Source organism: Corynebacterium crudilactis, assembly GCF_001643015.1.
GTDB lineage: Bacteria > Actinomycetota > Actinomycetes > Mycobacteriales > Mycobacteriaceae > Corynebacterium > Corynebacterium crudilactis.
The window spans coordinates 2,149,573-2,174,039 of the sequence record NZ_CP015622.1 but is presented as its reverse complement, the minus strand read 5'-3'; the positions used below and the strand labels follow the sequence as shown (position 1 = coordinate 2,174,039).

General features: G+C 51.9%; 24 protein-coding genes. 19 read left to right on the top strand and 5 right to left on the bottom strand.

The features are described from left to right. The first annotated feature begins 109 nt into the window (after positions 1 to 109). From ccrud_RS10140 to ccrud_RS10130, 3 genes are all read left to right on the top strand, one after another. Positions 110 to 1,957: an AMP-dependent synthetase/ligase gene (locus tag ccrud_RS10140; RefSeq protein WP_066567050.1), complete on the top strand. Its 1,848-nt coding sequence runs from the start codon at positions 110 to 112 to the stop codon at positions 1,955 to 1,957. Continuing rightward, complete coding sequence (locus tag ccrud_RS10135; protein WP_245670242.1) at positions 1,954 to 2,328, top strand: hypothetical protein; 375 nt, start codon at positions 1,954 to 1,956, stop codon at positions 2,326 to 2,328. The genes ccrud_RS10140 and ccrud_RS10135 overlap by 4 nt, the downstream gene beginning before the upstream one ends. A gap of 314 nt (positions 2,329 to 2,642) precedes the next feature. Further along, complete coding sequence (locus ccrud_RS10130; protein ID WP_066569827.1) at positions 2,643 to 3,323, top strand: hypothetical protein; 681 nt, start codon at positions 2,643 to 2,645, stop codon at positions 3,321 to 3,323. 65 nt (positions 3,324 to 3,388) lie between these two features. On the opposite strand, the gene ccrud_RS10125 is transcribed toward ccrud_RS10130, so the two are convergent. Beyond that, positions 3,389 to 3,901 (bottom strand): hypothetical protein, encoded by a 513-nt coding sequence (locus ccrud_RS10125; RefSeq protein ID WP_074025505.1) that lies wholly within the window; start codon positions 3,899 to 3,901, stop codon positions 3,389 to 3,391. An 86-nt stretch (positions 3,902 to 3,987) separates the two neighbouring features. Between ccrud_RS10125 and hemW the strand changes: the two genes are divergently transcribed. The 11 genes from hemW to ccrud_RS10070 all read left to right on the top strand — a co-directional run bounded on the left by hemW (position 3,988) and on the right by ccrud_RS10070 (position 14,688). After that, positions 3,988 to 5,130 carry a radical SAM family heme chaperone HemW gene (hemW, locus tag ccrud_RS10120; RefSeq protein ID WP_066567043.1) on the top strand — a complete coding sequence of 381 codons (1,143 nt, stop codon included), beginning with the start codon at positions 3,988 to 3,990 and terminating at the stop codon, positions 5,128 to 5,130. A gap of 21 nt (positions 5,131 to 5,151) precedes the next feature. Then, the gene (gene hrcA, locus ccrud_RS10115) at positions 5,152 to 6,180 is read left to right on the top strand and encodes a heat-inducible transcriptional repressor HrcA (protein WP_066567041.1); all 1,029 of its coding nucleotides are present in this window, start codon (positions 5,152 to 5,154) and stop codon (positions 6,178 to 6,180) included. A 66-nt stretch (positions 6,181 to 6,246) separates the two neighbouring features. Then, on the top strand, positions 6,247 to 7,392 hold the full coding sequence (gene dnaJ / locus ccrud_RS10110) for a molecular chaperone DnaJ (protein WP_066567038.1): 1,146 nt from the start codon (positions 6,247 to 6,249) through the stop codon (positions 7,390 to 7,392). Continuing rightward, on the top strand, positions 7,392 to 8,117 hold the full coding sequence (locus tag ccrud_RS10105; protein WP_066567036.1) for a 16S rRNA (uracil(1498)-N(3))-methyltransferase: 726 nt from the start codon (positions 7,392 to 7,394) through the stop codon (positions 8,115 to 8,117). The genes dnaJ and ccrud_RS10105 overlap by 1 nt, the downstream gene beginning before the upstream one ends. A gap of 93 nt (positions 8,118 to 8,210) precedes the next feature. Beyond that, complete coding sequence (locus ccrud_RS10100) at positions 8,211 to 9,188, top strand: PhoH family protein (protein ID WP_425394220.1); 978 nt, start codon at positions 8,211 to 8,213, stop codon at positions 9,186 to 9,188. A gap of 3 nt (positions 9,189 to 9,191) precedes the next feature. Next, a complete protein-coding gene (gene ybeY, locus ccrud_RS10095; RefSeq protein WP_066567026.1) occupies positions 9,192 to 9,770 on the top strand; it encodes an rRNA maturation RNase YbeY in 579 nt (192 codons plus the stop codon). Further along, positions 9,771 to 11,093, top strand: coding sequence for a hemolysin family protein (locus ccrud_RS10090; RefSeq protein WP_066567023.1), 1,323 nt, complete (start codon positions 9,771 to 9,773; stop codon positions 11,091 to 11,093). A 108-nt stretch (positions 11,094 to 11,201) separates the two neighbouring features. After that, positions 11,202 to 12,119: a GTPase Era gene (gene era, locus ccrud_RS10085; protein ID WP_066567015.1), complete on the top strand. Its 918-nt coding sequence runs from the start codon at positions 11,202 to 11,204 to the stop codon at positions 12,117 to 12,119. Between the two features lie 9 nt (positions 12,120 to 12,128). After that, the gene (recO, locus tag ccrud_RS10080; RefSeq protein ID WP_066567012.1) at positions 12,129 to 12,857 is read left to right on the top strand and encodes a DNA repair protein RecO; all 729 of its coding nucleotides are present in this window, start codon (positions 12,129 to 12,131) and stop codon (positions 12,855 to 12,857) included. 26 nt (positions 12,858 to 12,883) lie between these two features. Next, complete coding sequence (locus ccrud_RS10075) at positions 12,884 to 13,615, top strand: isoprenyl transferase (protein WP_066567005.1); 732 nt, start codon at positions 12,884 to 12,886, stop codon at positions 13,613 to 13,615. Continuing rightward, positions 13,615 to 14,688 (top strand): VIT1/CCC1 transporter family protein, encoded by a 1,074-nt coding sequence (locus ccrud_RS10070; protein WP_066566996.1) that lies wholly within the window; start codon positions 13,615 to 13,617, stop codon positions 14,686 to 14,688. Before ccrud_RS10075 ends, ccrud_RS10070 begins: the two co-directional genes overlap by 1 nt. 93 nt (positions 14,689 to 14,781) lie before the next feature. Here ccrud_RS10070 and ccrud_RS10065 read toward each other — a convergent pair whose 3' ends face one another. From ccrud_RS10065 to ccrud_RS10055, 3 genes are all read right to left on the bottom strand, one after another. Continuing rightward, positions 14,782 to 16,377 (bottom strand): HNH endonuclease signature motif containing protein, encoded by a 1,596-nt coding sequence (locus tag ccrud_RS10065; RefSeq protein WP_066566993.1) that lies wholly within the window; start codon positions 16,375 to 16,377, stop codon positions 14,782 to 14,784. A gap of 129 nt (positions 16,378 to 16,506) precedes the next feature. After that, positions 16,507 to 16,941 (bottom strand): Fur family transcriptional regulator, encoded by a 435-nt coding sequence (locus tag ccrud_RS10060; RefSeq protein WP_066566990.1) that lies wholly within the window; start codon positions 16,939 to 16,941, stop codon positions 16,507 to 16,509. Between the two features lie 40 nt (positions 16,942 to 16,981). Further along, positions 16,982 to 17,248: an ArsR/SmtB family transcription factor gene (locus ccrud_RS10055; protein WP_066569825.1), complete on the bottom strand. Its 267-nt coding sequence runs from the start codon at positions 17,246 to 17,248 to the stop codon at positions 16,982 to 16,984. A gap of 333 nt (positions 17,249 to 17,581) precedes the next feature. On the opposite strand from ccrud_RS10055, the gene ccrud_RS10050 reads away from it, so the two are divergent. The 3 genes from ccrud_RS10050 to ccrud_RS10040 all read left to right on the top strand — a co-directional run bounded on the left by ccrud_RS10050 (position 17,582) and on the right by ccrud_RS10040 (position 20,112). Further along, entirely contained in the window at positions 17,582 to 18,967 is a 1,386-nt protein-coding gene (locus tag ccrud_RS10050; RefSeq protein WP_066566987.1) for a glycine--tRNA ligase, read from the top strand. A gap of 72 nt (positions 18,968 to 19,039) precedes the next feature. Continuing rightward, positions 19,040 to 19,612, top strand: a complete 573-nt coding sequence (locus ccrud_RS10045; protein WP_066566983.1) for a hypothetical protein — start codon at positions 19,040 to 19,042, stop codon at positions 19,610 to 19,612. A gap of 11 nt (positions 19,613 to 19,623) precedes the next feature. Beyond that, positions 19,624 to 20,112, top strand: coding sequence for a hypothetical protein (locus ccrud_RS10040; RefSeq protein ID WP_066566980.1), 489 nt, complete (start codon positions 19,624 to 19,626; stop codon positions 20,110 to 20,112). 168 nt (positions 20,113 to 20,280) lie between these two features. Here ccrud_RS10040 and ccrud_RS10035 read toward each other — a convergent pair whose 3' ends face one another. Continuing rightward, entirely contained in the window at positions 20,281 to 22,365 is a 2,085-nt protein-coding gene (locus ccrud_RS10035; RefSeq protein ID WP_066566978.1) for a TPM domain-containing protein, read from the bottom strand. An 80-nt stretch (positions 22,366 to 22,445) separates the two neighbouring features. Here ccrud_RS10035 and ccrud_RS10030 point away from each other — a divergent pair, with 80 nt between their 5' ends. Both ccrud_RS10030 and ccrud_RS10025 read left to right on the top strand, forming a co-directional pair. Beyond that, on the top strand, positions 22,446 to 23,084 hold the full coding sequence (locus tag ccrud_RS10030; protein ID WP_425394219.1) for a YdcF family protein: 639 nt from the start codon (positions 22,446 to 22,448) through the stop codon (positions 23,082 to 23,084). Further along, positions 23,085 to 24,359, top strand: a complete 1,275-nt coding sequence (locus ccrud_RS10025) for a deoxyguanosinetriphosphate triphosphohydrolase (RefSeq protein WP_066566974.1) — start codon at positions 23,085 to 23,087, stop codon at positions 24,357 to 24,359. Positions 24,360 to 24,467 lie beyond the last annotated feature (108 nt).

The window sequence follows — 24,467 nt, the reverse complement described above, 5'->3', positions numbered from 1 at the left end:
GATTGGTGTGGCTACAAGAAGTTATTGGCACACTGAAATGTAATTGAGAAAACGATTTAACAGGCGTCTAAACGCATATAGCCGATTGAAGAAAGGGCCAAATCTCACCATGACTTCACAGAATACACTGCAGGAATACACTGAACCTGCCCAGTACACCATTGGAGAATCTGAAACCTGTTTGACGGCGTTGCTTGATCAAATCAAGACCCGTCCATACGGTGTGCTGTTTACTAAGCCGGCTAATTACGAGTGGGTGAATGTTACTGCCAAAGAGTTTCAGGATGAGGTTTTTGCAGTAGCAAAGGGCATTTTGTCCGTTGGCGTGGAACAAGGCGACCGCGTCGCATTGTTGTCTAATACGCGTTATGAATGGGCAGTGCTTGATTTTGCTATCTGGGCAGCAGGCGCAGTTAGCGTGCCAATCTACAGCTCTTCTTCACTATCTCAGATTGAATGGATTATTGAAGATTCTGGTGCGGTTCTAGCCATCACTGAAACTCCTGATCACACTGATTTGATGAAGAATCTGGTGATTGGTGAAGACGGCACCCCAGGGCTGAAGGATTCACCATCGAAGTTGCGTCGTCTTTTGGAGATCAATGCTTCTGCTCTAGAAACATTGAAATTTGAAGGTCGCGAACTTGATGATGCATTGGTATGGGAACGCATCAACGCCACCAAGGCCGCAGACCTTGCATCGTTGGTGTACACCTCTGGTACCACTGGACGTCCAAAGGGCTGCGAGCTTACTCACTACAACTGGTTGGCAGAAGTTCGTGGTTTGATTACCAATGAGGTCGGCGCAATTGCTATGCCAGGCTCACGGTTGCTTACCTTCCTTCCGTTGGCGCACGTTCTTGCTCGTGCAGTTCACCTTGCTTTTGCCATTACTGGTGCAACGCAGTCACATTGGTCTGATTTCAGCACATTGACTTTGGAGCTACAGCGTTCCCGTCCGAATCTAATCTTGGGTGTCCCTCGCGTTTTCGAAAAAGTACGCAATGCTGCTGCGTCCAATGCTGCTGATGGTGGCATAGTTAAGCGGATTATGTTTGAGCGTGCAGAAAAGACAGCCATTGAGTACTCGATGGCGCTTGATACTGCAGAAGGCCCAAGCAAGGCGCTTGTCATGGCACACAAGGTGTTTGACAAGCTTGTCTATGTCAAGATTCGTGCAGCTGTTGGTGGCGATGTGCAGTACGCCATTTCTGGTGGTTCTGCGATGGGGCAGGAGCTCATGCACTTCTTCCGTGGCATCGGTCTGCCAATTTATGAAGGATATGGATTGACTGAAACTGCGGCTGCCGCTGCGGTGGATTACACCGACCACAAGATCGGATCTGTGGGTAAGCCTTTGGGTGGCATGACCGTCAAGATCAATGATGCTGGCGAAATCATGCTCAAGGGTGAGATGTTGTTCAAGGGATATTGGAATAACCCAGAAGCAACTGCAGATTCACTCCATGCCGGTTGGTTTAACACCGGTGACTTGGGTGAGCTTCTAGATACCGGCCACTTGGTTATCACTGGTCGAAAGAAAGATCTCATTGTCACTGCTGGTGGCAAGAATGTTTCCCCAGGACCGATGGAAGATATTGTGCGTGCTCATCCATTGGTGAGCCAAGCCATGATCGTCGGCGATGGTAAGCCTTTTGTTGGTCTGTTGGTCACCCTGGATCCAGATATGTTGAAGCGCTGGAAGCTGAACCACAATATTTCTGAGTCCCGTGCGGTCGCGGAAATCGCGACAGATCCTGCCTTGCGTGCAGAAATTCAAGATGCCGTAAACAATGCCAATGCCACTGTGTCTCATTCGGAAGCGATTAAGAAGTTCTACATTCTGGACCGCGATCTGACTGAAGAAGACGATGAACTGACTCCGACATTGAAGGTCAAGCGTAATGTCGTGGTTCGCCGTTACGCAGACGCCATCGAACACATCTACAACCGATGATGAGTACTACAGAGACCCAATTCGATTGGGACGGATCAGCATGGACTCGCACGGAGGTTGGCGAGGAGCCTACTCTTTTCGCTCTTGGCGTGATGGAAGATTTTGCATATATCGCAGCTAAGGGGTCAGAAGGTGATGAAGAATTCTTCACATTGGGCTCGAATCCGGGACTTACTTTTGGTGATCCGGAGTGGCTTTTCGCTCAGGATAACCCTCAGTATGTAGCGGAATGTATTGGGCAGCCTGCTGCGGTGAAGGTGGTGGATCGCTACTTGTCTCGATTGTCTGATGAACAAACACGTGGTGAACCAATCCAGATCCTTAATGAGTTGGTATCTGCCATGGTGGGGATTCCAGCGCTGCCGTGGTAACACGCTGAGCTTTTTGTGACCCTTTTGATGTGCCGGTGCGCTGAAGTTATTTTTCACTTTTCAAAAGTTTCGACACACCGGCGCGTCATCACACCTTTCCAAGCTGTTTCACATAAAGTCAGAATCCGTTGAGAGAAACTCTCAAGTGTTACTTGAGGGTCTTGAGGTGTTGAAATGCACTAAAGGGCATGAAAATCATGGTTGTGAACCATGTGACTCCTGAAGTGAATGATGCACAAGTTAGCTGGAAACCAGCTGAGAAACTGGTTAGAAAACTAGCTAGGCAAGCAAAAAGGAAGGTGTGTTGGAAAGCGATGAGCGGGACAACAGCACAGCTACGCCACCGAGAATTAACTCAGGAGATTTACAATATCGGCGATGAAGTCGCTGAGTATATCGAGCACATCATGGAAGCAGTCTCAGACTGGGACCTTGAGTTGGTAGAAGATTGCCTTGCCGAGTTTGATGAGATCATCGTTGAAGCCCGCGATGATTCCCGCACCGTCGTGGCTGAGCTTTCCGGCCTGCGTCATGCACTCACCACTGGTATTCGTCAGGGCACGGTGAGCGCCCGCGAATTGGTAGAGGTGGACGTCGATAAGCCTGAACGCCTCACTGCCTTTGAGCTGGAACGCGATTTCGATATTGATGCCGGCCTCGTTGATGTTCGCGATTTATCTACTGCGCTCAACGCCCGTACAGATGCTGTGGTGAAACGGTTGGAAGCAACCGTGGAATGGGTGTTGGCTGAGACCGATAAGGTAGCCAATGATTTGGATTCCTTGTCATTGCCTTTGCTTTATGGCAGAGTCGCCGCAGTTGTCGAAAGTGCCACAAAAGCGTGGATCGATGCAGTGGGCACTGCGAATCCTGCCTATGTGCGCACCATGCGTGGAAGTAATCCACCGAGATTCCTGCTCGAACGCGCGCGTATCGACGTCGTGGTGGCCCGGGTTGCAGCCAAGCTTGCGCAAAAGCGCAACGCGGTGTCTTAGGGCAACAAGAACGAAAAGGAGGGGCCCTTGAGATAAAAATATCTCAGGGCCCCTCCTTTAAAGTTTTAGTACTTCAGTAACTCTGCCACGAAGGGCAGATGAGGCATCCGGTTAGCAATTTGAGAAATAACATCAAAGAGCGCAGAACGGTGCTCTTGTTCTGTTTGGGTCAGAGGATTAACTTGCACGGTGATTGAGAAGGTATCGATCTCACCGAATTTATCGGACACCGTGAACACTGGAGCCACAGAGGCAACGCCAGTGAGGGTTTTTGGTACCGCAATCACAATGCTGTTATCTAGCTCGATGAGGGTGCTGAAATCCTGAAAAGGTTCTGCAGCTTCGACTTTGAGATCACTGTATGTGTGATTTCCTCGGTAGGGAATCCGAATGATATCGCCAGGTTTTGCTTCAGCATCTTCCCAGTAATTGGGGGTAGAAACCTTGATTTCTTTTTTCGGATCTAAAGCAACGGACTCTGCAACGGTGCTGGGCTCGGTCTTTTCGGAAGCGTGCGCTGGTGCAGCCCCCAATAAGAGTGCTGTTGCCAGCGCTATTGCAGCCATCTTCCGTTTCATACTGTGCACTCTACCTCTTTATTAACAAAACGCTATGTTTAACATGAATTAATCATGTATAGGGGGCAAGCGCTAGGCTGGTGTGCATGTCAGTTTTTGGTGTATATATTCATGTGCCGTTTTGTTCAACTCGGTGCGGTTATTGCGATTTCAACACCTATACTGCGGGGGAATTAGGCAGCACTGCGGGCCCAGATACTTATCTTGATGCACTAGAGGTTGAGCTTGAGATGGCTGTGGCCTCTTTGAGTGATCCTCGTCAGGCTGAAACTATTTTCATTGGTGGAGGTACTCCATCATTGATTGGTGCTGACGGGCTTACTCGGGTGCTGAACGCAGTCCGCAATACCTTTGGCATCGCTACTGGTGCAGAGGTCACCACTGAATCGAATCCGGAGTCCACCTCTCCAGAGTTTTTTGGCTCGCTGCGGGAGGCTGGTTACAACCGGATTTCGCTCGGCATGCAGTCGGCGTCGTCAAGCGTATTAAAGGTGCTGGATCGCACGCATACTCCAGGCCGCCCGGTCGCCGCAGCCAAAGAAGCGCGTCTGGCGGGTTTTGATCATGTCAATCTAGACATGATTTATGGCACTCCTACGGAAACCGATGATGATGTCCGTGCCACTCTGGATGCTGTTTTAGAGGCCAATGTGGATCATGTGTCTGCGTATTCCTTGATCGTGGAAGACGGCACTGCGATGGCTCGTAAAGTGCGTAAAGGTGAGCTGCCAGCCCCTGATGAAGATGTCTACGCTGATCGGTTTGAACTGATTGATAACCGCCTGCGTTCAGCTGGATTTGATTGGTATGAGGTATCCAACTGGGCGAAACCAGGCGGTGAATGCAAGCACAACATGGGCTATTGGGTAGATGGTGATTGGTGGGGTGCAGGCCCTGGTGCGCACTCGCATATGGGGGATCGTCGTTTCTATAACATCAAGCACCCTGCGCGCTATTCTGCACAAATTGCGGCGGGGGAGCTGCCGATTAAAGAAACTGAATTGTTGAGCGCACAAGATCACCACACCGAAAGGGTCATGCTTGGGCTGCGCTTGAAACAGGGCGTTCCGATGGCGCTTTTTGCTCCCTCAGCACGCCCGGTGATTGATCGCCATATTGCCGGCGGCTTGTTGCATATCAATGCTTCAGACAATTTAGCGGTCACAGAAGCCGGAAGATTGCTTGCCGACGGAATCATTGCTGATATTTTGCTCAGTGAAGAAGACTAAAATTTTAGTAGGGTATCAAGCATGGTGAGTGCAACAGAGAAACGCAGATACGAAGTGTTGCGGGCCATCGTCGCTGATTATATTGCGTCTCAGGAACCTGTCGGATCTAAGTCACTCCTGGAGCGCCATAAGCTCAATGTGAGTTCCGCGACGATCCGCAATGACATGTCGGTGCTGGAATCCGATGGCTTTATTATCCAAGAGCACGCAAGCTCTGGTCGAGTGCCAACGGAAAAAGGCTACCGGCTCTTCGTCGATTCCATCCATGACATCAAACCGCTTTCTTTGGCAGAGCGTCGTGCAATTTTGGGTTTCCTCGAAGGTGGAGTGGACTTAGAAGATGTGCTGCGCAGATCTGTGCAATTGCTCTCACAGCTCACCCACCAAGCCGCGGTTGTGCAATTGCCAACATTAAAAACAGCGCGCGTGAAGCACTGCGAAGTGGTACCGCTTTCTCCCATGCGTTTGCTGCTAGTGCTGATCACGGATACCGGTCGTGTTGATCAGCGCAATGTGGAATTAGAAGAACCACTAGAGATGCAAGAAGTTAATGTGCTGCGTGATTTACTCAATGGTGCATTGGGCGAAAAGACGTTGGCGGCTGCTTCTGATGTCTTGGATGAATTGGCCTATCAGGCACCCATGGATATCCGCGATGCCATGCGCAGATGTTGTGAAGTGTTGGTCAATACTCTTGTTGATCAGCCTTCAGACCGTTTGATTTTGGCAGGTACCTCGAATCTCACTCGTTTGAGCCGTGAAACTTCAGCGAGTTTGCCTGTAGTTTTGGAGGCATTGGAAGAACAGGTGGTTATGCTGAAACTACTGTCCAATGTTACTGATCTGAATCAAGTTCAGGTGCATATTGGCGGCGAAAATGAAGTTGTAGAGTTGCGCAGTGCAACAGTTATCACGACCGGATACGGTTCCCAGGGCAGCACACTTGGTGCTTTGGGGGTGGTTGGTCCTACGTATATGGACTATTCGGGAACAATTTCTAAGGTGTCCGCCGTTGCTAAGTATGTTGGTCGTGTTCTCGCCGGCGAGTAGCCGCGGGTATAGTAGACCATTTGTTTTGATTAATCTGTTTAGAAGCTAAAGGAAGTATCACCCACCGTGGCACGTGACTATTACGGCATTCTCGGCGTCGATCGCAATGCAACCGAATCAGAGATCAAAAAGGCGTACCGAAAGCTTGCCCGCAAATACCATCCGGATGTCAATCCTGGTGAAGAGGCAGCGGAGAAATTCCGCGAAGCTTCCGTTGCGCATGAGGTTCTCACCGATCCTGATAAGCGTCGCATCGTTGATATGGGCGGCGACCCAATGGAGCAAGGTGGCGGAGCTGGCGCAGGTGGTTTCGGTGGCGGCTTCGGCGGAAGCGGTGGCTTAGGCGATATCTTTGATGCCTTCTTCGGCGGCGGAGGCGGTGGCTCTCGTGGTCCTCGTTCTCGCGTGCAGCCAGGTAGCGATACCTTGTGGCGCACATCCATCACTTTGGAAGAGGCTTACAAGGGCGCGAAGAAGGATCTGACTTTGGACACTGCTGTGCTGTGTACCAAATGCCATGGTTCAGGTTCTGCGTCTGATAAAAAGCCAGTTACCTGTGGCACCTGCCAGGGTGCGGGCGAAATTCAGGAAGTACAACGCAGCTTCCTGGGCAACGTGATGACTTCACGTCCATGTCATACCTGTGATGGCACCGGCGAGATCATTCCAGATCCTTGTACTGAATGTGCTGGCGATGGCCGTGTGCGTGCACGCCGCGATATCGTTGCAAATATCCCTGCGGGCATTCAGTCAGGTATGCGCATTCGCATGGCTGGTCAAGGTGAAGTTGGTGCAGGCGGTGGCGCTGCTGGTGACCTCTACATTGAAGTCATGGTGAGACCACATGCTGTGTTTACTCGCGATGGCGATAACCTGCACGCCAGCATCCGCGTTCCAATGATTGATGCCGCCCTTGGCACTGAATTGGACGTGGAATCCTTGACTGGCGAAGATGTAAAGATCATCATTCCTGCAGGCACACAGCCTAATGATGTGGTGACCCTCAGTGGTGAAGGTATGCCGAAGCTGCGTGCAGAAGGCCACGGCGATCTCATGGCGCACGTTGATCTCTTCGTGCCAACCGATTTGGATGAGCGTACCCGCGAGCTGCTCGAGGAAATCCGCGCACACCGCAGCGAAAACTCTGCAGTGCACCGCGAAGGTGAAGAAGAAGGTTTCTTCGACAAGCTGCGAAACAAGTTCCGTAAATAATGTCACTGCCAGTATTTATCTCTGATTCGGAAGCCAAGCCGGGCGAAGTTATCGAGCTTCGTGGTCCGGAAGGCCGTCATGCGGTCACCGTCAAACGGATCCAGGTCGGCGAAGAGATTTCGCTTATCGACGGACGTGGCACCGCCCGCACCTGCACGGTCACCGCTTTGAGCGGTAAAGACCAGTTGACTGCAGTGGTGGATGTAGTGGAAGAAATTCCCGCTCCGAACCCACATGTCACCATCGTGCAGGCGATCCCGAAATCAGAGCGTTCCGAGCTGACCATCGATCTGCTCACCCAAGGTGGCGCCGATAAAATTGTGGCATGGCAAGCATCGCGCTGTGTGGCAAAATGGGGCGGCAAAGAGGCTAAATCACTGGCGAAGTGGCAGGCAGCTGCGGAAGCAGCTGCCAAGCAATCACGACGCGCAACGATCCCGCACATCCTTGGCGTAGTGGGCGAGGAGGGCGTCGAAAAGCTTATTAATGATGCCGATCTGGCAATCATCCTGCATGAAGAAGCCACCGTAGCTATCCGCGAGCTGAATTTTTCTGGCAACCTCGTGGTCATCATCGGACCTGAGGGCGGTGTAGCTCCGGCAGAGATTTCTCGTTTCGTGGCAGCTGGCGCGCACACCGTCAAGCTTGGGCCTGAAGTATTGCGCACAGCATCGGCAGGCATGGTGGCTCTTGCAGCAATCGGCGTGCTTTCCGCTCGCTGGTAATATTGAAGAAAATTTTCCACTCAAGGTATTAGTGATTCCCAGAAAGCAGGCCGAACCAGCACTGTGACTGCACCGCGAAAAAACCGCACTGAAGTGCTCACCACTGTTTTAAACCTAGAGCAAGCACTTGCTCAAACAGTTTTAGGTATTAACGATGAAAACCTGCGTGTGTTGGACAATCAAATTGATTGCGATATTCACGTGCGGGGCACCCGTGTGGAGCTCACCGGTCCGGCGCATGAAATTGCCCGAGCCGTAAAAATCTTTGAGGAACTGCAAGCTATTGCTCGCCGTGGACATGTGATCAGCCCGGACACGGCAAAAAATGTGATCAGCATGATCAACGTGGAAACTCCACAGTCAGTCTCAGAAATTTTAACCGGCGATATCATTGCCCGACGTGGCAAAGTGATTCGTCCGAAAACACTGGGCCAAAAGCACTATGTGGACGCCATTGATGTCAACACAATTGTGTTTGGAGTAGGCCCCGCAGGTTCCGGTAAGACTTATTTGGCCATGGCCAAAGCGGTACAAGCTTTGCAGTCAAAGCAGGTCAGTCGTATTATTTTGACTCGTCCAGCTGTCGAAGCCGGCGAGAAACTAGGCTTTTTGCCCGGTACCTTAAACGAGAAAATTGACCCATATCTGCGCCCACTCCACGATGCGCTGCGCGATATGGTTGAGCCTGAAGTTATTCCAAAACTGATGGAAGCCGGCATCGTCGAAGTTGCGCCACTTGCCTATATGCGTGGACGCACCCTCAATGATGCTTTCGTCATTCTGGATGAAGCTCAAAACACCACCCCAGCTCAGATGAAGATGTTCCTCACTCGACTGGGATTTGGCTCCAAAATGGTGGTTACCGGCGATATCACGCAGGTAGACCTTCCTGGTGGGCAAAAATCAGGACTGCGTTTGGTACGCCATATCCTGCGCGGAGTAGAAGATGTGCACTTCTCTGAGCTGTCCTCTGCAGACGTGGTCCGGCACCAACTGGTGGGACACATTGTTGATGCATATGAAGACTATGAAGAGCGTGAAGTTAAGCGCAATCGTCAGGAGGAAAAATAAATAATGAGTATTGAAGTATTCAATGAATCTGGCTACGACGGCGTTAATGAAGAAATGCTCATCGATGTCTTATCCTTTGCTTTGGGTGAAATGGATATCCACCCAGACGCCGAGGCTTCTATCCACATTGTGGACCTCGATACCATCGAAGATCTGCACGTGAAATGGCTAGATCTGGCAGGCCCCACCGATGTGATGAGCTTTCCTATGGATGAGCTCACACCTGGTTATTCCCGACCAGATGGCGTAACTCCAGGCCCTGCCATGCTGGGCGATATTGTGTTGTGCCCAGAATTCGCTGCAAAACAGGCGACAAAAGCTGGCCACGATTTAGCACATGAACTTGCCTTGCTTACCGTGCACGGCAGCCTGCACCTGCTTGGCTATGATCACGTTGATCCTGCGGAAGAACGCGAAATGTTCGCACTGCAAAATGAACTGCTTGCAGATTGGTACGACAACGTGGAATCCCGCGCCATCAGCTTCCAACCAAAGCCATCCGGCGCTGGAGCTTTCCCCACCGCTGCTGATCGCTTGGACTTAGATGAGCAGATGGAAAAAGATAGCGGAGCTGAAAACTAGGTGGAATCCTCCGTCATATGGCTGAGCATCGCGACCGTTGTTGCGTTGCTCTTCTCTGGCCTTCTAGGTGCTGTTGAATCTGCGCTTTCTACAGTATCTCGTGCTCGCGTTGAACAAATGCACAAAGATGAAGCCTCAGGTTCAGCATATTTATTGCACGTGATTGATGAACGTGCACTTCATATCAACATGCTCATCATGCTGCGCACGCTGCTCGATGCCTCTGCCGCTGTGTTTGCTGGAGCTATTGCAGTCAACGTGATGAAGAGCTGGGCATGGGGCATTGTTATCGCCATCATGGTGGTAGCTCTACTAACTTTTGCCGTGGTCGGCGTGTTTGGAAGAACCGTTGGACGCAAAAATCCCTACAGCGTGATGCTGCGTTCTGCAGTGGCATTGAGCGGTCTTGCTAAAGTACTTGGCCCCATTGCACGTGCGTTGATCTGGATCGGGAATGTCATTGCGCCTGGACCAGGTTTCCGGAATGGACCATATGCTACTGAAGTTGAACTACGCGAAATGGTCGATATCGCTCAGGAACACGGCATCGTAGAAGTTGAAGAACGCCGCATGATCCAATCGGTTTTTGATCTGGCATCCACCACCGTTCGCCAGGTCATGGTGCCACGTCCGGAAATGATTTGGATCGAATCAGGAAAAACTGCTGGGCAAGCAACAGCTTTGTGTGTGCGCTCTGGGCATTCCCGAATCCCCGTGATCGGCGAAAACGTCGATGACATTATTGGTATTGTTTACCTCAAAGATTTGGTACAACAGACGTACTATGCCACCGATGGTGGTAAATCCGTCACTGTTGATGAAGTTATGCGCAAGGCCACTTTCGTGCCGGATTCCAAATCTTTGGACGCACTGCTACAAGAAATGCAGGAAGCCCACACGCATATCGCGATTCTTGTCGATGAATATGGTGGCGTGGCTGGCCTGATTTCCATTGAAGATATTTTGGAAGAAATCGTTGGCGAAATTGCCGACGAGTACGATGCCCGCGAAGTAGCGCCCATAGAAAAGATCGGGGAGCGCATATATCGCGTGGTCTCACGGTTATCTTTGGAAGATTTCAAGGACCATATCGAAGAAGAACTTGAACAAGAAATCGAGTTCGGCGATGAGATCGAAGACCAGGTGGACACCATCGGTGGCCTCATTGCTTTCGAACTGGGTCGCGTACCACTGCCCGGAGCAACAGTGGAATCCTGTGGCTTAAAGCTCACTGCCGAAGGCGCAAAAAACCGTCGAGGTCGTTTACGCATGCACTCAGCAGTAGTTGTAGTGGGCGATCTTGATGCAGAATCTGAAGCATAGAATTCTTTTTAGCTAACTACAGGACTATGCTGGGACGTCCAAGGAAACCAGCCCACATTTCATTCTAGAAGTGGCTGGTTCGATCATCCCAATCTTTAAAGAGGATTTATGAGTTTTACCGATACTCCTGAGGGCTTTAGCTCCGGATTCGTCAGCTTCGTGGGCCGCCCAAACACCGGTAAGTCCACCTTGACCAACGCACTGGTCGGCGAGAAAATCGCGATTACTGCTAACCAGCCAGAGACTACTCGTCACCCAATCCGTGGCTTGGTACACCGCAAGAATGCACAGATCATTGTGGTGGATACCCCAGGTCTGCACCGTCCACGCACCCTGCTGGGTGAGCGTCTGAACGAAGCAGTCAAAGATACCTACGCTGATGTTGATCTGATTGGTTTCACTGTCCCAGCTAATGAAAAGATTGGCCCAGGCGACCGTTGGATCCTTGACGCTGTACGAAATGTATCGCCAAAAACTCCCATCCTCGGCATCGTCACTAAGGCGGACAGCGTGTCCCGCGACATGGTGGCAGCCCAGCTGATGGCACTGCATGAGTTGCTCGGTGGCAACAGCGAAGTTGTGCCTGTGTCTTCGACCTCAGGAGAAAACGTCGAAACGCTCATTAAGGTGATGACCGAGCTGCTTCCGGAGGGCCCGAAGTTCTACCCTGATGATCACATCACCGATGAAGACACTGACACCCGCATCGCAGAAGCAATCCGTGAAGCTGCGCTGTCCGGCTTGAAAAATGAACTGCCACACTCCGTGGCAGTTGAAGTTGATGAGATCCTTCCAGACCCTGAGCGCAACGGTGTGCTTTCTGTGCACGCGATCATCTATGTTGAGCGCCCTGGACAAAAAGACATCATCGTGGGGCACAAGGGCCAGCGTCTTGGCCGCATCATTCACACTTCCCGTCAGGACATCATCAAGATGCTTGGCCAGAATGTGTTCCTTGACCTGCGCATCAAGGTGCTGAAGAACTGGCAGTCCGATCCAAAGGCATTGAACCGCCTAGGTTTCTAATCGGGAACAATGCGTAGAGAGAGTTTTCGGGACCGGGCACTTGTTGTCAAAACCTATGATTTCGGTGAGGCTGACCGGATCATTGTGTTGCTCACCCGAAACCACGGCATTGTGCGTGGTGTTGCCAAAGGCGTGCGCCGTTCCAAATCACGGTTCGGCTCGCGGCTTCAGCTCTTTGTTGAATTAGATGTACAGCTTTATCCCAGCCGGAAATTATCCACCATTTCAGGGGCCGATACGGTTGCTTATTACGCTTCCGGAATCATCGAAGATTTCACTCGATATTCCTGCGCATCGGCAATTTTAGAGATCGCCACTCACATTGCTGGTCTGGAAAAAGATCCGCATCTTTTTGAAGAAACCACCCGCGCTTTGAAAAACATCCAAGATTCCGCCGAACCTGTGCTGGATTTGGATGAATTCATGCTGCGTGCCATGAACCATGCAGGCTGGGCACCAAGCCTGTTTGATTGTGCTTCCTGTGGACGTCCCGGACCACACACTGCGTTTAATCCCGGTGCTGGTGGGGCAGTGTGTTTGTATTGCCGACAAGCCGGAAGCATAGCTGTACCAGCAGAAACTTTGCACATGATGTGGCTTGTAGCCAATGGTCACACAGCACGCATTCCTCTCGAGCATCCCGAGCAGCAAAGCACCATCCACCGCCTGACTACCGCGCATCTGCAGTGGCATATTGAGCGGAAACTACCCACATTGGCGGTACTAGACCAAGCTTAGAAAGCTCACATGGCAGAATAGTTTAGGTGAGCGAATTTCAAGTACCCCAAATTCCTGCCCAATTCCTACCCGAGCACATTGCGCTTGTCATGGATGGAAACGGACGCTGGGCTACCGACCGTGGCATGAAACGCACCGAAGGCCACAAGCGCGGCGAAGCAGTTCTCCTTGACGTCGTCGACGCTTGCATTGAACTCGGCGTTCCCTACCTTTCTGCCTATGCTTTCTCCACTGAAAACTGGCGCCGTTCCACCGATGAAGTGCGTTTCCTCATGGGCTTTAACCGCGATGTACTGCGCCGCCAGCGCGATAGCTTGCATGAAAAAGGTGTCCGTGTGCGGTGGGTTGGCCGCCGTCCGCGTCTGTGGCGTTCAGTGATCCGCGAGTTGGAATCTGCAGAAGAACTGACCAAAGACAACACCACCATGACGCTGGCCATGTGTGTGAATTACGGCGGTCGCGCAGAAATTATTGATGCCACCCGCGAAATCGCCCGACTCGCTGCTGCCGGAGAACTTCGCCCTGAGCAGATCAACGAGAAAACCTTCGCCAACTTCCTGGACGAACCCGATATGCCCGACGTGGATCTTTTCCTGCGTCCCTCTGGCGAAAAACGCACCTCTAATTTCCTGCTGTGGCAATCTGCATACGCCGAAATGGTGTATCAGGATAAGCTGTTCCCCGACTTTAAAAAACAAGACTTGTTTGACGCAGTCCTTGAATACGCAAAACGGGATCGTAGATTCGGAAGTGCATAATGTCCACCAACCAGCCCACACCAGAACAAATCAAACGTTGGCGTGGCTACCTGGCAAACGAGCGATCTGAGGCGGCCGCCTACCGCGACCTTGCCAGGCGTCGCAGTGGGGAAGAGCAAGAAATCCTTCTCACACTTGCAGATGCCGAAGACCGCCACGCAGATTATTGGGTGGAACAGCTCGGCGATGCGGCTCAGAACCCGCCAAAACCTGATGCAAAAACTCAACTGTTGGGCTTTTTAGCGCGCCGTTTTGGTTCCGTGTTTACCCTTGCACTCATCCAATCAGCAGAAACACGCAGCCCCTACGACGACGATATTGATGCACCCCAGCACATCAGCGCCGATGAGCGCATCCATGCAGAAGTGGTGCGAGGACTAGCTAGCCGTGGCCGTGAACGCATGAGCGGTAACTTCCGCGCCGCGGTATTCGGCATCAACGATGGCCTTGTCTCTAACGTGGCACTCGTCATAGGTGTTATGGCCACTGGCGTGCCCGCCCAAATCGTGCTCATTACGGGCGTCTCCGGCCTGCTGTCCGGTGCCCTCTCCATGGCCGCCGGCGAGTACATCTCTGTGCGTTCCCAAACAGAGCTTCTCGACGCCTCCCTCCCGGACCCCAAAGCCCGCGAAGCCCTCCACGCACTCGATGTCGAATCGAACGAACTAGAGCTGGTCTACCGAGCCCGCGGCATGAGCGAGGACGAAGCTAAAGTGAAAGCAAAACGTGTGCTTGCCAAGATCGGCGAGCAAAAGCGCGTGAGCGATAACGTCCTCGGCAGCACAGAAGTGCAAAGTGCGGGCTCTGCTCGTTCGGCTGCTACGTTCAGTTTCCTGGCGTTCTCTGTGGGCGCATTCCTCCCAATTATTCCGTATGTCTTTGGACTGGAAGGCCTAGTAGCTGCGGTTACCTCACTAATCTTGGTGGGAATTTCCTTGATGGCAACAGGGGCTACAACCGGCTTGCTCTCTGGAAAACCACCAGGAGTCAGAGCGTTGCGACAGCTTGCCATTGGCTACGGTGCAGCATCAGTGACCTATGTGCTTGGCTTGCTATTTGGCATGATTCTTTAAAGTTTTGGAGTGGTCATATTTGGGCGTGTCTGGACACTGTGCTTGAGTAGCGTGTCTGGGTATGACTGTGTACCTGGTGCTCATGGTTGTTGTTTAGGATGCGGGTCGGTGAAATAACCCACCATCATTGGGATAGGGGCCGGGAGGATCAGGTGGTTGTTGTCCTCCCGGCGGGCCAGTAGCACGGTGTTTTCGTCGTGCCCACGCACCACCCGATGCATCAGCGGCCGCCGAGCGATTAAACACCGGACCATTATCCCCACCGGGTGGATAATGCCCTACTCGACCAGTCACAGGATCACGATCCATAAATCCCTTGCCATTGACTCCACTGCGCGTGTCATCATTGCGCGGATGATGGTTAAAACACTGCTGCGTCAGGTTGACTAGGTTGGTTAGCCCACCTCGAATCCAGGGATCAAGATGATGGATCTCGCACTCTAACTGAGGTCTGTCACAGTTCGGTGCAGAACACACTAGTTCTGAGGCGAACACGGCGATGCGTTGGGTCAGGTTCGCATTGCGTTGCATTCGGTGGACATTAAGTGGCTGCCCGGTAGCCCCGTCCAGTAATACAGCGAAGTCGTATTTCGCGGCGATGAGGTTCATGATCTCTGCTAGGTTCAAGGAGTAGCCGGTGTTGGTGGGGTAGAGCGTGTTCAACGGGCTGGCATCACTGTGGTTGATGTCATCAATATCATCAGTGGTCATGGAGATGATAATGCTGGCTGTGCCTCCGCGTGCTGGGGTGACAATGCCGTGGTTGTAGGTGTCCATGATGTGGTGCAGTGCGTCGGCGTAGCGTTGCCCTCGGTTACGGGTGTCATCACTTGCGGGGATATCGACCAGGTCACCACGTTTGGTCAGCGGTGCAGTGTTCGCAGTGATTAGTGCTGCGGTGCTTGCTGGGATGAGTCCGTGGATGCGGACCATGTTGTTGGCATCGGGTTTGCTCAGGGCGAGGTAGCGTTTGCCCATGGCGGTGATGGGGTTGGGGTAGACAGTGTTGGCTGTGGTGATTTGGTGTCGCAGCCAGGTGCGGAGGTCTTCTGGGGTGCGCCAGATGGCTTGGCCCAGCGCTTGGTCGCGTAGGTCCTTATAACTGGGTGTGGTGTTGGGGTTGAGGTGTGTGAGTTCGTCGGTGATGATGGCGTGTTTTTCGGCGCTGATATGTGTTCCACCGGGGTGAGTGGGCTCAGGAGTACCAGCGCCACCAGAAGTTCCAGGTTCAGACCCTGATGCAGGCTCCTGTCCGGGTTCAGCTTCGGGTTCTGGGTCGGGGTCATCATCACCCGAGTCATCATCATTTGAGCTACCGTCAGGTCCGCCATTTGACTTATCACCGTTACTGCCAGGGCTAGGCGTGGTCGGTTTGGGATAGAGGGAGTGTGCGAGGGTGATGCGGTGGTGGGCGCGTGCTTTGGAGAGACCGAAGGTGGTGGTGAGGTAGTCGATGAGGTGTGTGGAACCGATAGTGTGGGCGGCATTGGTTCGCTCTGCCAGGGCAGCAGCTTGGGCTGCGATGGTGGCGTGGTGGTTGATGGCGTTTTCGAGGTTGATGAGATCATCTTCGAGGGTGGCGTACTGCTCAGGTGTGGTGTCATCATCAGTGATGAACGTGCCCAGATGGTTGGAGATAGCATGCAGCGCGGTAGTGACGGTAGCTACGTGTGTGGTGAGTGCGCTCATGTGTTTCTCCCTCCTGATCGTTGTTGTTAGCACCCAGAATACTCAAACAAACATTCGAAAACAAGGGGTATTTTATAAGAACGAAAAACTGCCGAACAGATATCTGTTCGGCAGTTAGTGTTAGTGGCGTTAGCTCTGCTTTTGATTACAAGCTGGGCAGAGTCCAAAGATTTCAGCTTCGTGGCTACTCAGGCTAAACCCGTTTTTGGTAGCAATTTCTTGTGCCCATGTTTCGACAGGGCCACCGTCAATTTCTACAGTGTGTCCGCAGTTCGTGCAGACCAAATGGTGGTGGTGGCCTTCCGCGTGGCATTGGCGGTACAGAGTTTCTCCGCCAGTGACAGTAAGCACATCTACGGCTCCGATATCGGCTAATGATTGAAGCGTGCGGTAGACCGTGGTTAATCCGACATTGTGTTCGCGTGAGGAAAGCTCTAGATGGATCTCCTTGGCGGAGGCGAAGTTATCGATTTCCTCCAAGACATCGATTACGGCTTTTCGCTGTCTGGTGCTTCGCACTCCCAGCTTCGGGGCAGAGCCTTGGCTGATGCGATTAATACCCACCGATAATCCTCCTCAACGACACAAAACGTACATGGACAGTCTACTCAGGTGTATTGGAGCTAGCTTCGAGTGCTAGCAGGAGGATGTCTAGGACGCGGCCCTGTGCAAGGGAATAAGTCATTTGCCGACCTTGCCGTTGTGCATCAACGATGCCTGCAGATTTTAGAACTTTCAGATGCTGACTCACGAGTGGTTGGGAACTTTGAACTAGTTTGACCAACTCGTGGACAAAGTGTGGGCGTTCATTCAAAGCGAGGATAATTTGGATTCGAAGTGGTGAATCGAGTGCCCTGATGAGTGAACTCATAGCCTTGATGTTCTTGGGTGAAGCAAGATCATTCAGAGTAGTTGAAGCGGAGGATTCAGAATTTTCTAATGAGGCTATGAAATTCCGATTGGAGTTGTGAATCACGGGAGAAATCCTTCCGTCCATTTAGATCCGAATTGGATCTAGCACGCTTGCTATTTTACCTGGTCTTGGAATCATTGTTGGAGGAAACGAGAAAATATTTATCGAATTCCGGCTCTTCGCAATATCGGGGGTCAGGGGAGGGGTGGTGTCTTGTTGGGCTAGGATTGATTGGGTATGTCCTAAAGGGGACAGTTATTTTTTCATTCGACGTGGAGGAGAGCATCCGACGTGGCTCAGCAATCGATCATCGACACCGTGGTTAACCTGTGTAAACGACGTGGACTGGTGTACCCCTGTGGTGAGATCTACGGCGGTACCCGCTCTGCATGGGACTACGGCCCACTGGGCGTAGAACTGAAGGAAAACATCAAGCGTCAGTGGTGGCGTTCAATGGTTACTTCCCGCCCAGACGTAGTAGGTGTTGACACCTCAGTTATCCTTCCTCGCCAGGTATGGGTTACTTCCGGCCACGTTGAGGTCTTCACTGACCCACTGGTTGAGTCCCTAAACACCCATAAGCGATACCGTGCAGACCACCTGCTGGAAGCTTATGAAGAGAAGCACGGCCACCCACCAGTAAACGGCCTGGCTGATATCAAGGATCCAGAGACCGGACAGCCAGGAAACTGGACTGAGCCAAAGGCTTTCTCTGGCTTGCTGAAGACCTTCCTAGGTCCTGTGGATGATGAAGAGGGTCTGCACTACCTGCGCCCTGAAACCGCTCAAGGTATTTTCGTGAACTTCAAGAACGTGATGAACACTTCACGCATGAAGCCTCCATTCGGAATTGCCAACATTGGTAAGTCTTTCCGTAATGAGATCACCCCAGGTAACTTCATCTTCCGTACTCGTGAGTTCGAGCAGATGGAGATGGAATTCTTCGTCAAGCCTGGCGAGGACGAAGAATGGCACCAGTACTGGATTGATACTCGTCACCAGTGGTACATCAACTTGGGTATTAAGCCTGAGAATCTACGCCTATACGAACACCCACAAGAGAAGCTGTCTCACTACTCCAAGCGCACTGTTGATATTGAGTATGCATTCAACTTTGCCAACACCAAGTGGGGCGAGCTTGAGGGCGTTGCAAACCGTACTGATTACGATCTGCGCGTGCACTCTGAAGGCTCCGGAGAAGACCTATCTTTCTTCGACCAGGAGACCAACGAACGTTGGATTCCATTCGTCATTGAGCCTGCTGCAGGTCTTGGCCGTGCAATGATGATGTTCCTGATGGATGCTTACTACGAAGACGAAGCACCAAACTCAAAGGGTGGCGTCGATAAGCGCGTCGTTCTAAAGCTTGACCGTCGCCTGGCGCCGGTCAAGATTGCGGTCTTGCCACTATCCAAGAAGGATACTTTGACGCCTTTGGCGGAAAAGCTGGCTGCAGAGCTGCGTGAATTCTGGAACGTTGACTACGACACCTCTGGTGCAATTGGTCGCCGTTACCGTCGTCAGGACGAAATCGGCACCCCGTTCTGTGTCACCGTTGACTTCGATTCTCTCGAGGATAACGCTGTAACCGTGCGTGAGCGCGACACCATGGAGCAGGTTCGTGTTTCACTCGATGAGCTGCAGGGCTACTTGGCTCAGCGCCTCATCGGCTGCTAGATCGCAAAAGCGATACTCTAATCACAGCAACAAATAGCACCGGCTTATTCAAGCCGGTGCTATTCTGTTCGCATGACATCGAAGGATCTGATTGTGACCTCCTATACGTCCTGGGGCAAGCGCTTCAAGAACGAAGGAAAGCTTTTTATTAACGTACTTCGTGGCGCTGATGAAGAAGTATTAGCCACTTTCGGTGAAGTTCCCAGCAAGGCATTTGAGACCACTGCACAGGTTGATAATCAGCAATGGGAGCTTTCCTTTGATATTGGAGGAACCGCAACCGCTAAGCTTCCAGATGGTCGTGTATTCAGTGCTCAAGCTGGCGAGAAGACTTTCACCAAGTCCAAGCGCATTGAGATCGACATGGATGGCACCACGATGGTTGCTATCAATGAAGAGAAAAACAATTGGATCATCGATGATGCTGATGAAAACAAAGTTGCTCAATTCACTGGCTTGAATAATGGCATGCGTCGCGCAATCCTAGAATTTGAAACAGACGCAGCGATAGATAAGGACCAGGAAATCTTCTTGTCCTGGGTTACCCGCAAGACTCTTGAATCCAGAATGTTGGGTTCTAGCTGGGGATTGACGTTATTCTTGCTCATTTTGACGCCAATCATCATCTTTCTTACTTTTAACTAAAGGACCATGCAATGGTAGACGCTCAGCGCCCCAGAGCAGGCATCTTCGGCAGCCATGCGGAAGAAACATGGGTGTGGCTCGGCAATGAGCTTTTCGACGAGTCCGGCGAGGTCATCGCCGACGTCCGCTCGGACGTGCTCTACGTGGATCGCGAACGCCTCTTGATTGAATCGACCCCAGGCACCATGCGTTTCCGCTGTCGCGCAACCCTGTCAGGCGGTGAGGTTTATACCATGACCCAAAACTCTTTCACCGTAAGTGAATTAACCGCAGTGTGTGGTCGTCGATCCTATTCGCTGAAGAGGATGTCACCGTGGCGTAAAGAACGCGTGATCACCAACAATGGTGTCGAAGTGGCGCGGTTACGCCCAATGACCAGCGGAAAAGTTGAGTTCATTGTGGGCACTGCAGGTAGCGATGCACTGCCATTTGTGGATGCAGTCTTTTTAAGCTGGGCATGTGTCCTGGTGGATTCTGCGGTGCGCCGGCCAAAGATCTAGGACTTGAAAGCTAAAACAGACCAGGTGACCAAGACTCTAGAAGAATATAGAGTCTTGGTCACCTGGTCTGTTTCTCAAGTTTGTAACCGGACACACTGACCGAGATTCCAGAAGAATTTCTTGTCTTGGTCGCCCAGTCTGGTTTTACTAGTGTCCTAACAATAAGAGTTAGAAGCGTCCACCTCGGAAGCCACCGCCTCCACCTCCGCCTCCGAAGCTACCGCCACCACCAAAGCCTCCACCTCCACCTCCGCCAAATCCTCCACCAAAGCCACCGCTGCCTCCGCGACCACTGTTGAGGATTGAGTTGATAACCATGCCAGTCACAATTGCGCCAGTGGTGCCTCCACCGGAGTTATTGCGATTGTTATAGGTGGTGATGTCAGATTGGGCTGATTTACTTGCTCGCTGGGCAGCTACTGCTGCTTGGCGTCCGTAATCAATTCCTGCACGGGTATCGCGGGTACGGTTTTGCTGCGCCATGGCATACAGCTTTTGTGCGTTTGCTAGGTGAGTACGTGCTTCAGCTTTAACGATTTTGCCACGGGTGGAAATAAGATCTTCTGCCTTTTGGATCTGTTTACCTGCAGATTCCAATTGCTGATCAAATACTCGCAGCTGGCGGGATTGATCTGCGGCTGTGGCACGGACAGCGTCGAGTTGGACATCAAGGGCTGAATCAATATCGACGAGTTCGGTATAGGTTCCCAGAGGATCCTTTTCTGCATCGGCTGAAGCTGTGACTAGTACTGAGCTTGCGGAGCGAACAGCATCATCGAGTGCAGCCCAATCGGCGCGAGCGCCATCTGCTGCGGCAGTTTGTTTAAGCTGGGCTGCTTCATTGATTTCATCGGAGATTTCTTGGATGAGGTCAGCCACGTTTGCTTTGGCAGTAGAGATATTTTCATCGGCATGCTCAACGCCTTCGAGAAGTTTGTCTGCAGTAGTGATGGCGTGCTCGATGAGTCGGATGGCGTCGATAAGCCCGCCCTGTTGTCCTGCTGGCTTGGACTCTAATTCGTGGGCTTGTGGCAGTACCTTTTCTGCTTCGTTGAGTGAAGCATTGGCGAGATCGACGTTGTCGTCGATGCTGTCAATTACTTCAGGTGCATAGCGAGTACGCAGCCCCGTGAGGGTTTCTTGTGCTTGTGGAAGGCGGGTGCGTAGATCAACGGTCTTTTGGGTAAATTCATCCAATTTACTGCCCGCATTGATCAGTAGATTGCGCATATCGGCAAAGTTTTTGGCTTCGGCATCAAGTGCATCATCGGCTTGGCCGCAAGAAGAAATGATCTCTACCAGCATGGAACGACGCTCAGCATCGGATTCTGGGATGGAATCGTTGAGGCGTTGTTGGATTTCAAAGGCCTTTTGCAACGTGCCAGTGGAGTGGTTCATGGCGCGGTTGAAATTGCGGGTGCGCTCTGGGCCAAACTCGGCGGTAGCAATGGAGAGCTCTTCTTTGCCACGACGGATGGATTCGTCTGTAGAAGTGAGTTCTTCTTGGGCTAAGTTTTCTAGAGTTTCCATTGGCAGTCGCATTAACCTGTTGGTATCGCGTGGATCGATGTCACGTGCATCTTCTAGATTTGCTGCGCCAGTTTTCTTCTTTCGGTTGCGGGAATATGCCCAAATTCCGCCACCAGCTGCAGCTGTTCCGACACCTGCAGCTGCAAGCCAAGCGCCGGAAGAGCCGGAACCAGAACTAGAGCCAGGCCCAGCACCTGATCCGGAGCTAGAACCAGATCCAACAGCGTCTGCCAGCGCAACGGCTGAACCTGCCCAATCTTGCTGTGTCAATGCTTGAAAGACTGCGCTATCGGCTGCATCTAGCTGTGCATTAGACCATTGCGCACCACCGTAAATGCCGTATTGCCGTTCTTCTGGAGCGAGGGCATACACAAGGACGTTGCTTCCGCCGTTGGCTTCGACAGTTTGCTGCGTCCAGGCTTCGGGGGAGACACCGTCAAAAGAATTAAGGAAGACAACGAAAATAACTTTTTGTTCAGAGGCTTTTACATCATCGATGGCTGCCTGAATATTGGAGACATCAGATGAAGAAATCTGTCCGGTGTAGTCTGTGACATTTTCTTGGTAAAATTCTGGAGCTTCAGCCACAATGTGGATCTCTGTGGCATGGGCCGGGTCAACATTAAGAAACGGACTGCTTATAAAAAGCGCACCAGCTCCAAGCGCCACAGTTACTGATATGCGGCGGATATTTTTCTGAAGTTGTACCAGACTAAAGTTCATGGCCCCCACTTTAGACGAGTACGGCTGGCACACTAGTTAAGGTGAGTAGATTTCTCTTGGCCTGCGGACTAGTGGCTGCAATTGCGCAACCAGCGTTGCGGGTAGCGCTTTTTGCACAGTGCAGTACCCCCAATGATCAGCGCAGCATTGATTCGATTGTGGTGTTGGGCACGGCGCAATACGATGGGCGCCCATCGAAACAGTTTGAGGCGAGGCTGAAACATACTGCTACCTTGTGGCAGCTTCACCACACGCAGAGCATATATACCGTGGGAGGAAAGCTTCCCGGGGATCGGTTTACTGAAGCTGAAGTGGCACGAGACTATTTGATCGATGCTGGTGTGGAGCCAGCGCTGATTGTTGTGTCCGCGATTGGTAATGACACGGCATCGTCTTTTGCTGCACTAAGCCCAGCTGAGCTTGGTCGGGTGCTTATTGTGACTGATCCTAATCATTCTTATCGGGCGGTGCGCATGGCGCGACGCATGGGGTTTGAAGCGTACCCTTCACCGACTACCTGTAGTCCCACGAAGTTTCCGTCGATAGTTTATTTTCTGACGTTGTCCCATGAATGGGGCGGGATAGTGGTCCAAGACGTGTCGTATCTATTTGGCAAGCCGGTGGCCGATAAAGTGGAAGAAGGTTTGCGTTTTATCCAAGGCCTGTTGCGCCCTTCTCGGCGTGCGCGCCACGAGCAGCTCCGGAGGCTGAAAAAGTAGATGTACCCATATTCTGAGGCAGACGCTTTTCGACGCCTCCCTGAGCGCCCCAAGTCAAGCAAGCTGCGGGCCAGCACTGAAGATTCCCGCAGTGCTTTCGCCCGAGATCGGGCTCGCGTGCTGCATTCCGCAGCTTTGCGGCGCCTGGCTGACAAAACTCAAGTGGTGGGCCCTAATGATGGAGACACTCCGCGCACTCGTCTGACGCATTCTTTGGAAGTGGCCCAAATTGCTCGGGGAATTGGTGCAGGTCTAGATCTGGATCCAGATCTGTGCGATTTGGCTGGTCTGTGCCATGACATAGGGCATCCGCCCTATGGGCACAACGGGGAAAAAGCACTTAATGAGGTTGCCGCTAAATGCGGTGGCTTTGAAGGAAATGCGCAAACACTGCGCATCCTGACTCGGCTGGAACCAAAAATAGTATCGGAGGATGGAGAAAGCTTCGGGCTGAACTTATCGCGTGCAGCCCTAGACGCTGCGTGTAAATACCCGTGGGCGAAAACAAACGCAGATGGCAGCGTGAATAAAAAATACAGTGCCTATGATGAGGACACAGATATCCTTGCCTGGATTAGACAAGGCCATGAAGATCTACGCCCTCCAATTGAAGCGCAGGTCATGGATTTTTCTGATGATATTGCCTATTCCGTGCACGATGTAGAAGATGGCATTGTTTCCGGACGCATTGATTTGAGTGTGCTCTGGGATTTGGTGGAATTGGCTGCGCTGGCAGAAAAAGGGGCAGTGGCTTTTGGTGGCACAGCTGCTGAATTAATCGAAGGTGCAGCATCTCTACGAGAGCTTCCAGTGGTGGCAGCTGCTGCAGATTTTGATTTCTCCTTGCGTTCTTATGCTGCGTTGAAAGCGATGACTTCAGAATTAGTGGGCAGATATGTGGGTTCCACAATTGAAGCTACAAAAATGGCACATGCAAAGACCAATATGGGGCGCATGTATGGGGATCTGATCATTCCCGAGGTTGCCGCGCGAGAAGTGAAATTGTTGAAGACCCTGGCGGTGCTTTATGTGATGGATGATCCAGGCCATCTAGCCAGACAAAATCGGCAGCGTGACCGGATTTTCCGAGTGTTTGATTATCTTGTTCTAGGCGCTCCTGGATCATTAGATCCGATGTATCGACAATGGTTTATCGAGGCAGAGTCTGAATCAGCTCGGATTCGCGTTTTGGTGGATCAGATTGCTTCAATGACGGAATCTAGGCTGGAGCGGTTAGCTAAAAATGCGGCCGATATATCAGGATTTCTTGGCTGAGTTCAGCCTATTGGAATTGTGTAGCGAAAATTGAAGGATTTTGCCTAGCCCCGGGGGTGGAGTGTTTTAGAAGGGAGAAGCTCACATCTGCAGTGTGTTGAATCACAG

Excerpts from the sequence above, each read along its gene's own strand:
- ccrud_RS10130 (WP_066569827.1), top strand. The coding sequence starts at position 2,643 with ATGAGCGGGACAACAGCACAGCTACGCCACCGAGAATTAACTCAGGAG.
- ccrud_RS10125 (WP_074025505.1), bottom strand. The coding sequence starts at position 3,901 with ATGAAACGGAAGATGGCTGCAATAGCGCTGGCAACAGCACTCTTATTG.
- ccrud_RS10045 (WP_066566983.1), top strand. The coding sequence starts at position 19,040 with ATGACATCGAAGGATCTGATTGTGACCTCCTATACGTCCTGGGGCAAG.
- ccrud_RS10140 (WP_066567050.1), top strand. The coding sequence starts at position 110 with ATGACTTCACAGAATACACTGCAGGAATACACTGAACCTGCCCAGTAC.
- recO (WP_066567012.1), top strand. The coding sequence starts at position 12,129 with ATGCGTAGAGAGAGTTTTCGGGACCGGGCACTTGTTGTCAAAACCTAT.
- hrcA (WP_066567041.1), top strand. The coding sequence starts at position 5,152 with ATGGTGAGTGCAACAGAGAAACGCAGATACGAAGTGTTGCGGGCCATC.
- ccrud_RS10055 (WP_066569825.1), bottom strand. The coding sequence starts at position 17,248 with ATGAGTTCACTCATCAGGGCACTCGATTCACCACTTCGAATCCAAATT.
- ccrud_RS10025 (WP_066566974.1), top strand. The coding sequence starts at position 23,085 with ATGTACCCATATTCTGAGGCAGACGCTTTTCGACGCCTCCCTGAGCGC.
- ccrud_RS10065 (WP_066566993.1), bottom strand. The coding sequence starts at position 16,377 with ATGAGCGCACTCACCACACACGTAGCTACCGTCACTACCGCGCTGCAT.
- ybeY (WP_066567026.1), top strand. The coding sequence starts at position 9,192 with ATGAGTATTGAAGTATTCAATGAATCTGGCTACGACGGCGTTAATGAA.
- ccrud_RS10070 (WP_066566996.1), top strand. The coding sequence starts at position 13,615 with ATGTCCACCAACCAGCCCACACCAGAACAAATCAAACGTTGGCGTGGC.
- ccrud_RS10040 (WP_066566980.1), top strand. The coding sequence starts at position 19,624 with ATGGTAGACGCTCAGCGCCCCAGAGCAGGCATCTTCGGCAGCCATGCG.
- ccrud_RS10135 (WP_245670242.1), top strand. The coding sequence starts at position 1,954 with ATGATGAGTACTACAGAGACCCAATTCGATTGGGACGGATCAGCATGG.
- ccrud_RS10035 (WP_066566978.1), bottom strand. The coding sequence starts at position 22,365 with ATGAACTTTAGTCTGGTACAACTTCAGAAAAATATCCGCCGCATATCA.
- hemW (WP_066567043.1), top strand. The coding sequence starts at position 3,988 with ATGTCAGTTTTTGGTGTATATATTCATGTGCCGTTTTGTTCAACTCGG.
- ccrud_RS10105 (WP_066567036.1), top strand. The coding sequence starts at position 7,392 with ATGTCACTGCCAGTATTTATCTCTGATTCGGAAGCCAAGCCGGGCGAA.
- era (WP_066567015.1), top strand. The coding sequence starts at position 11,202 with ATGAGTTTTACCGATACTCCTGAGGGCTTTAGCTCCGGATTCGTCAGC.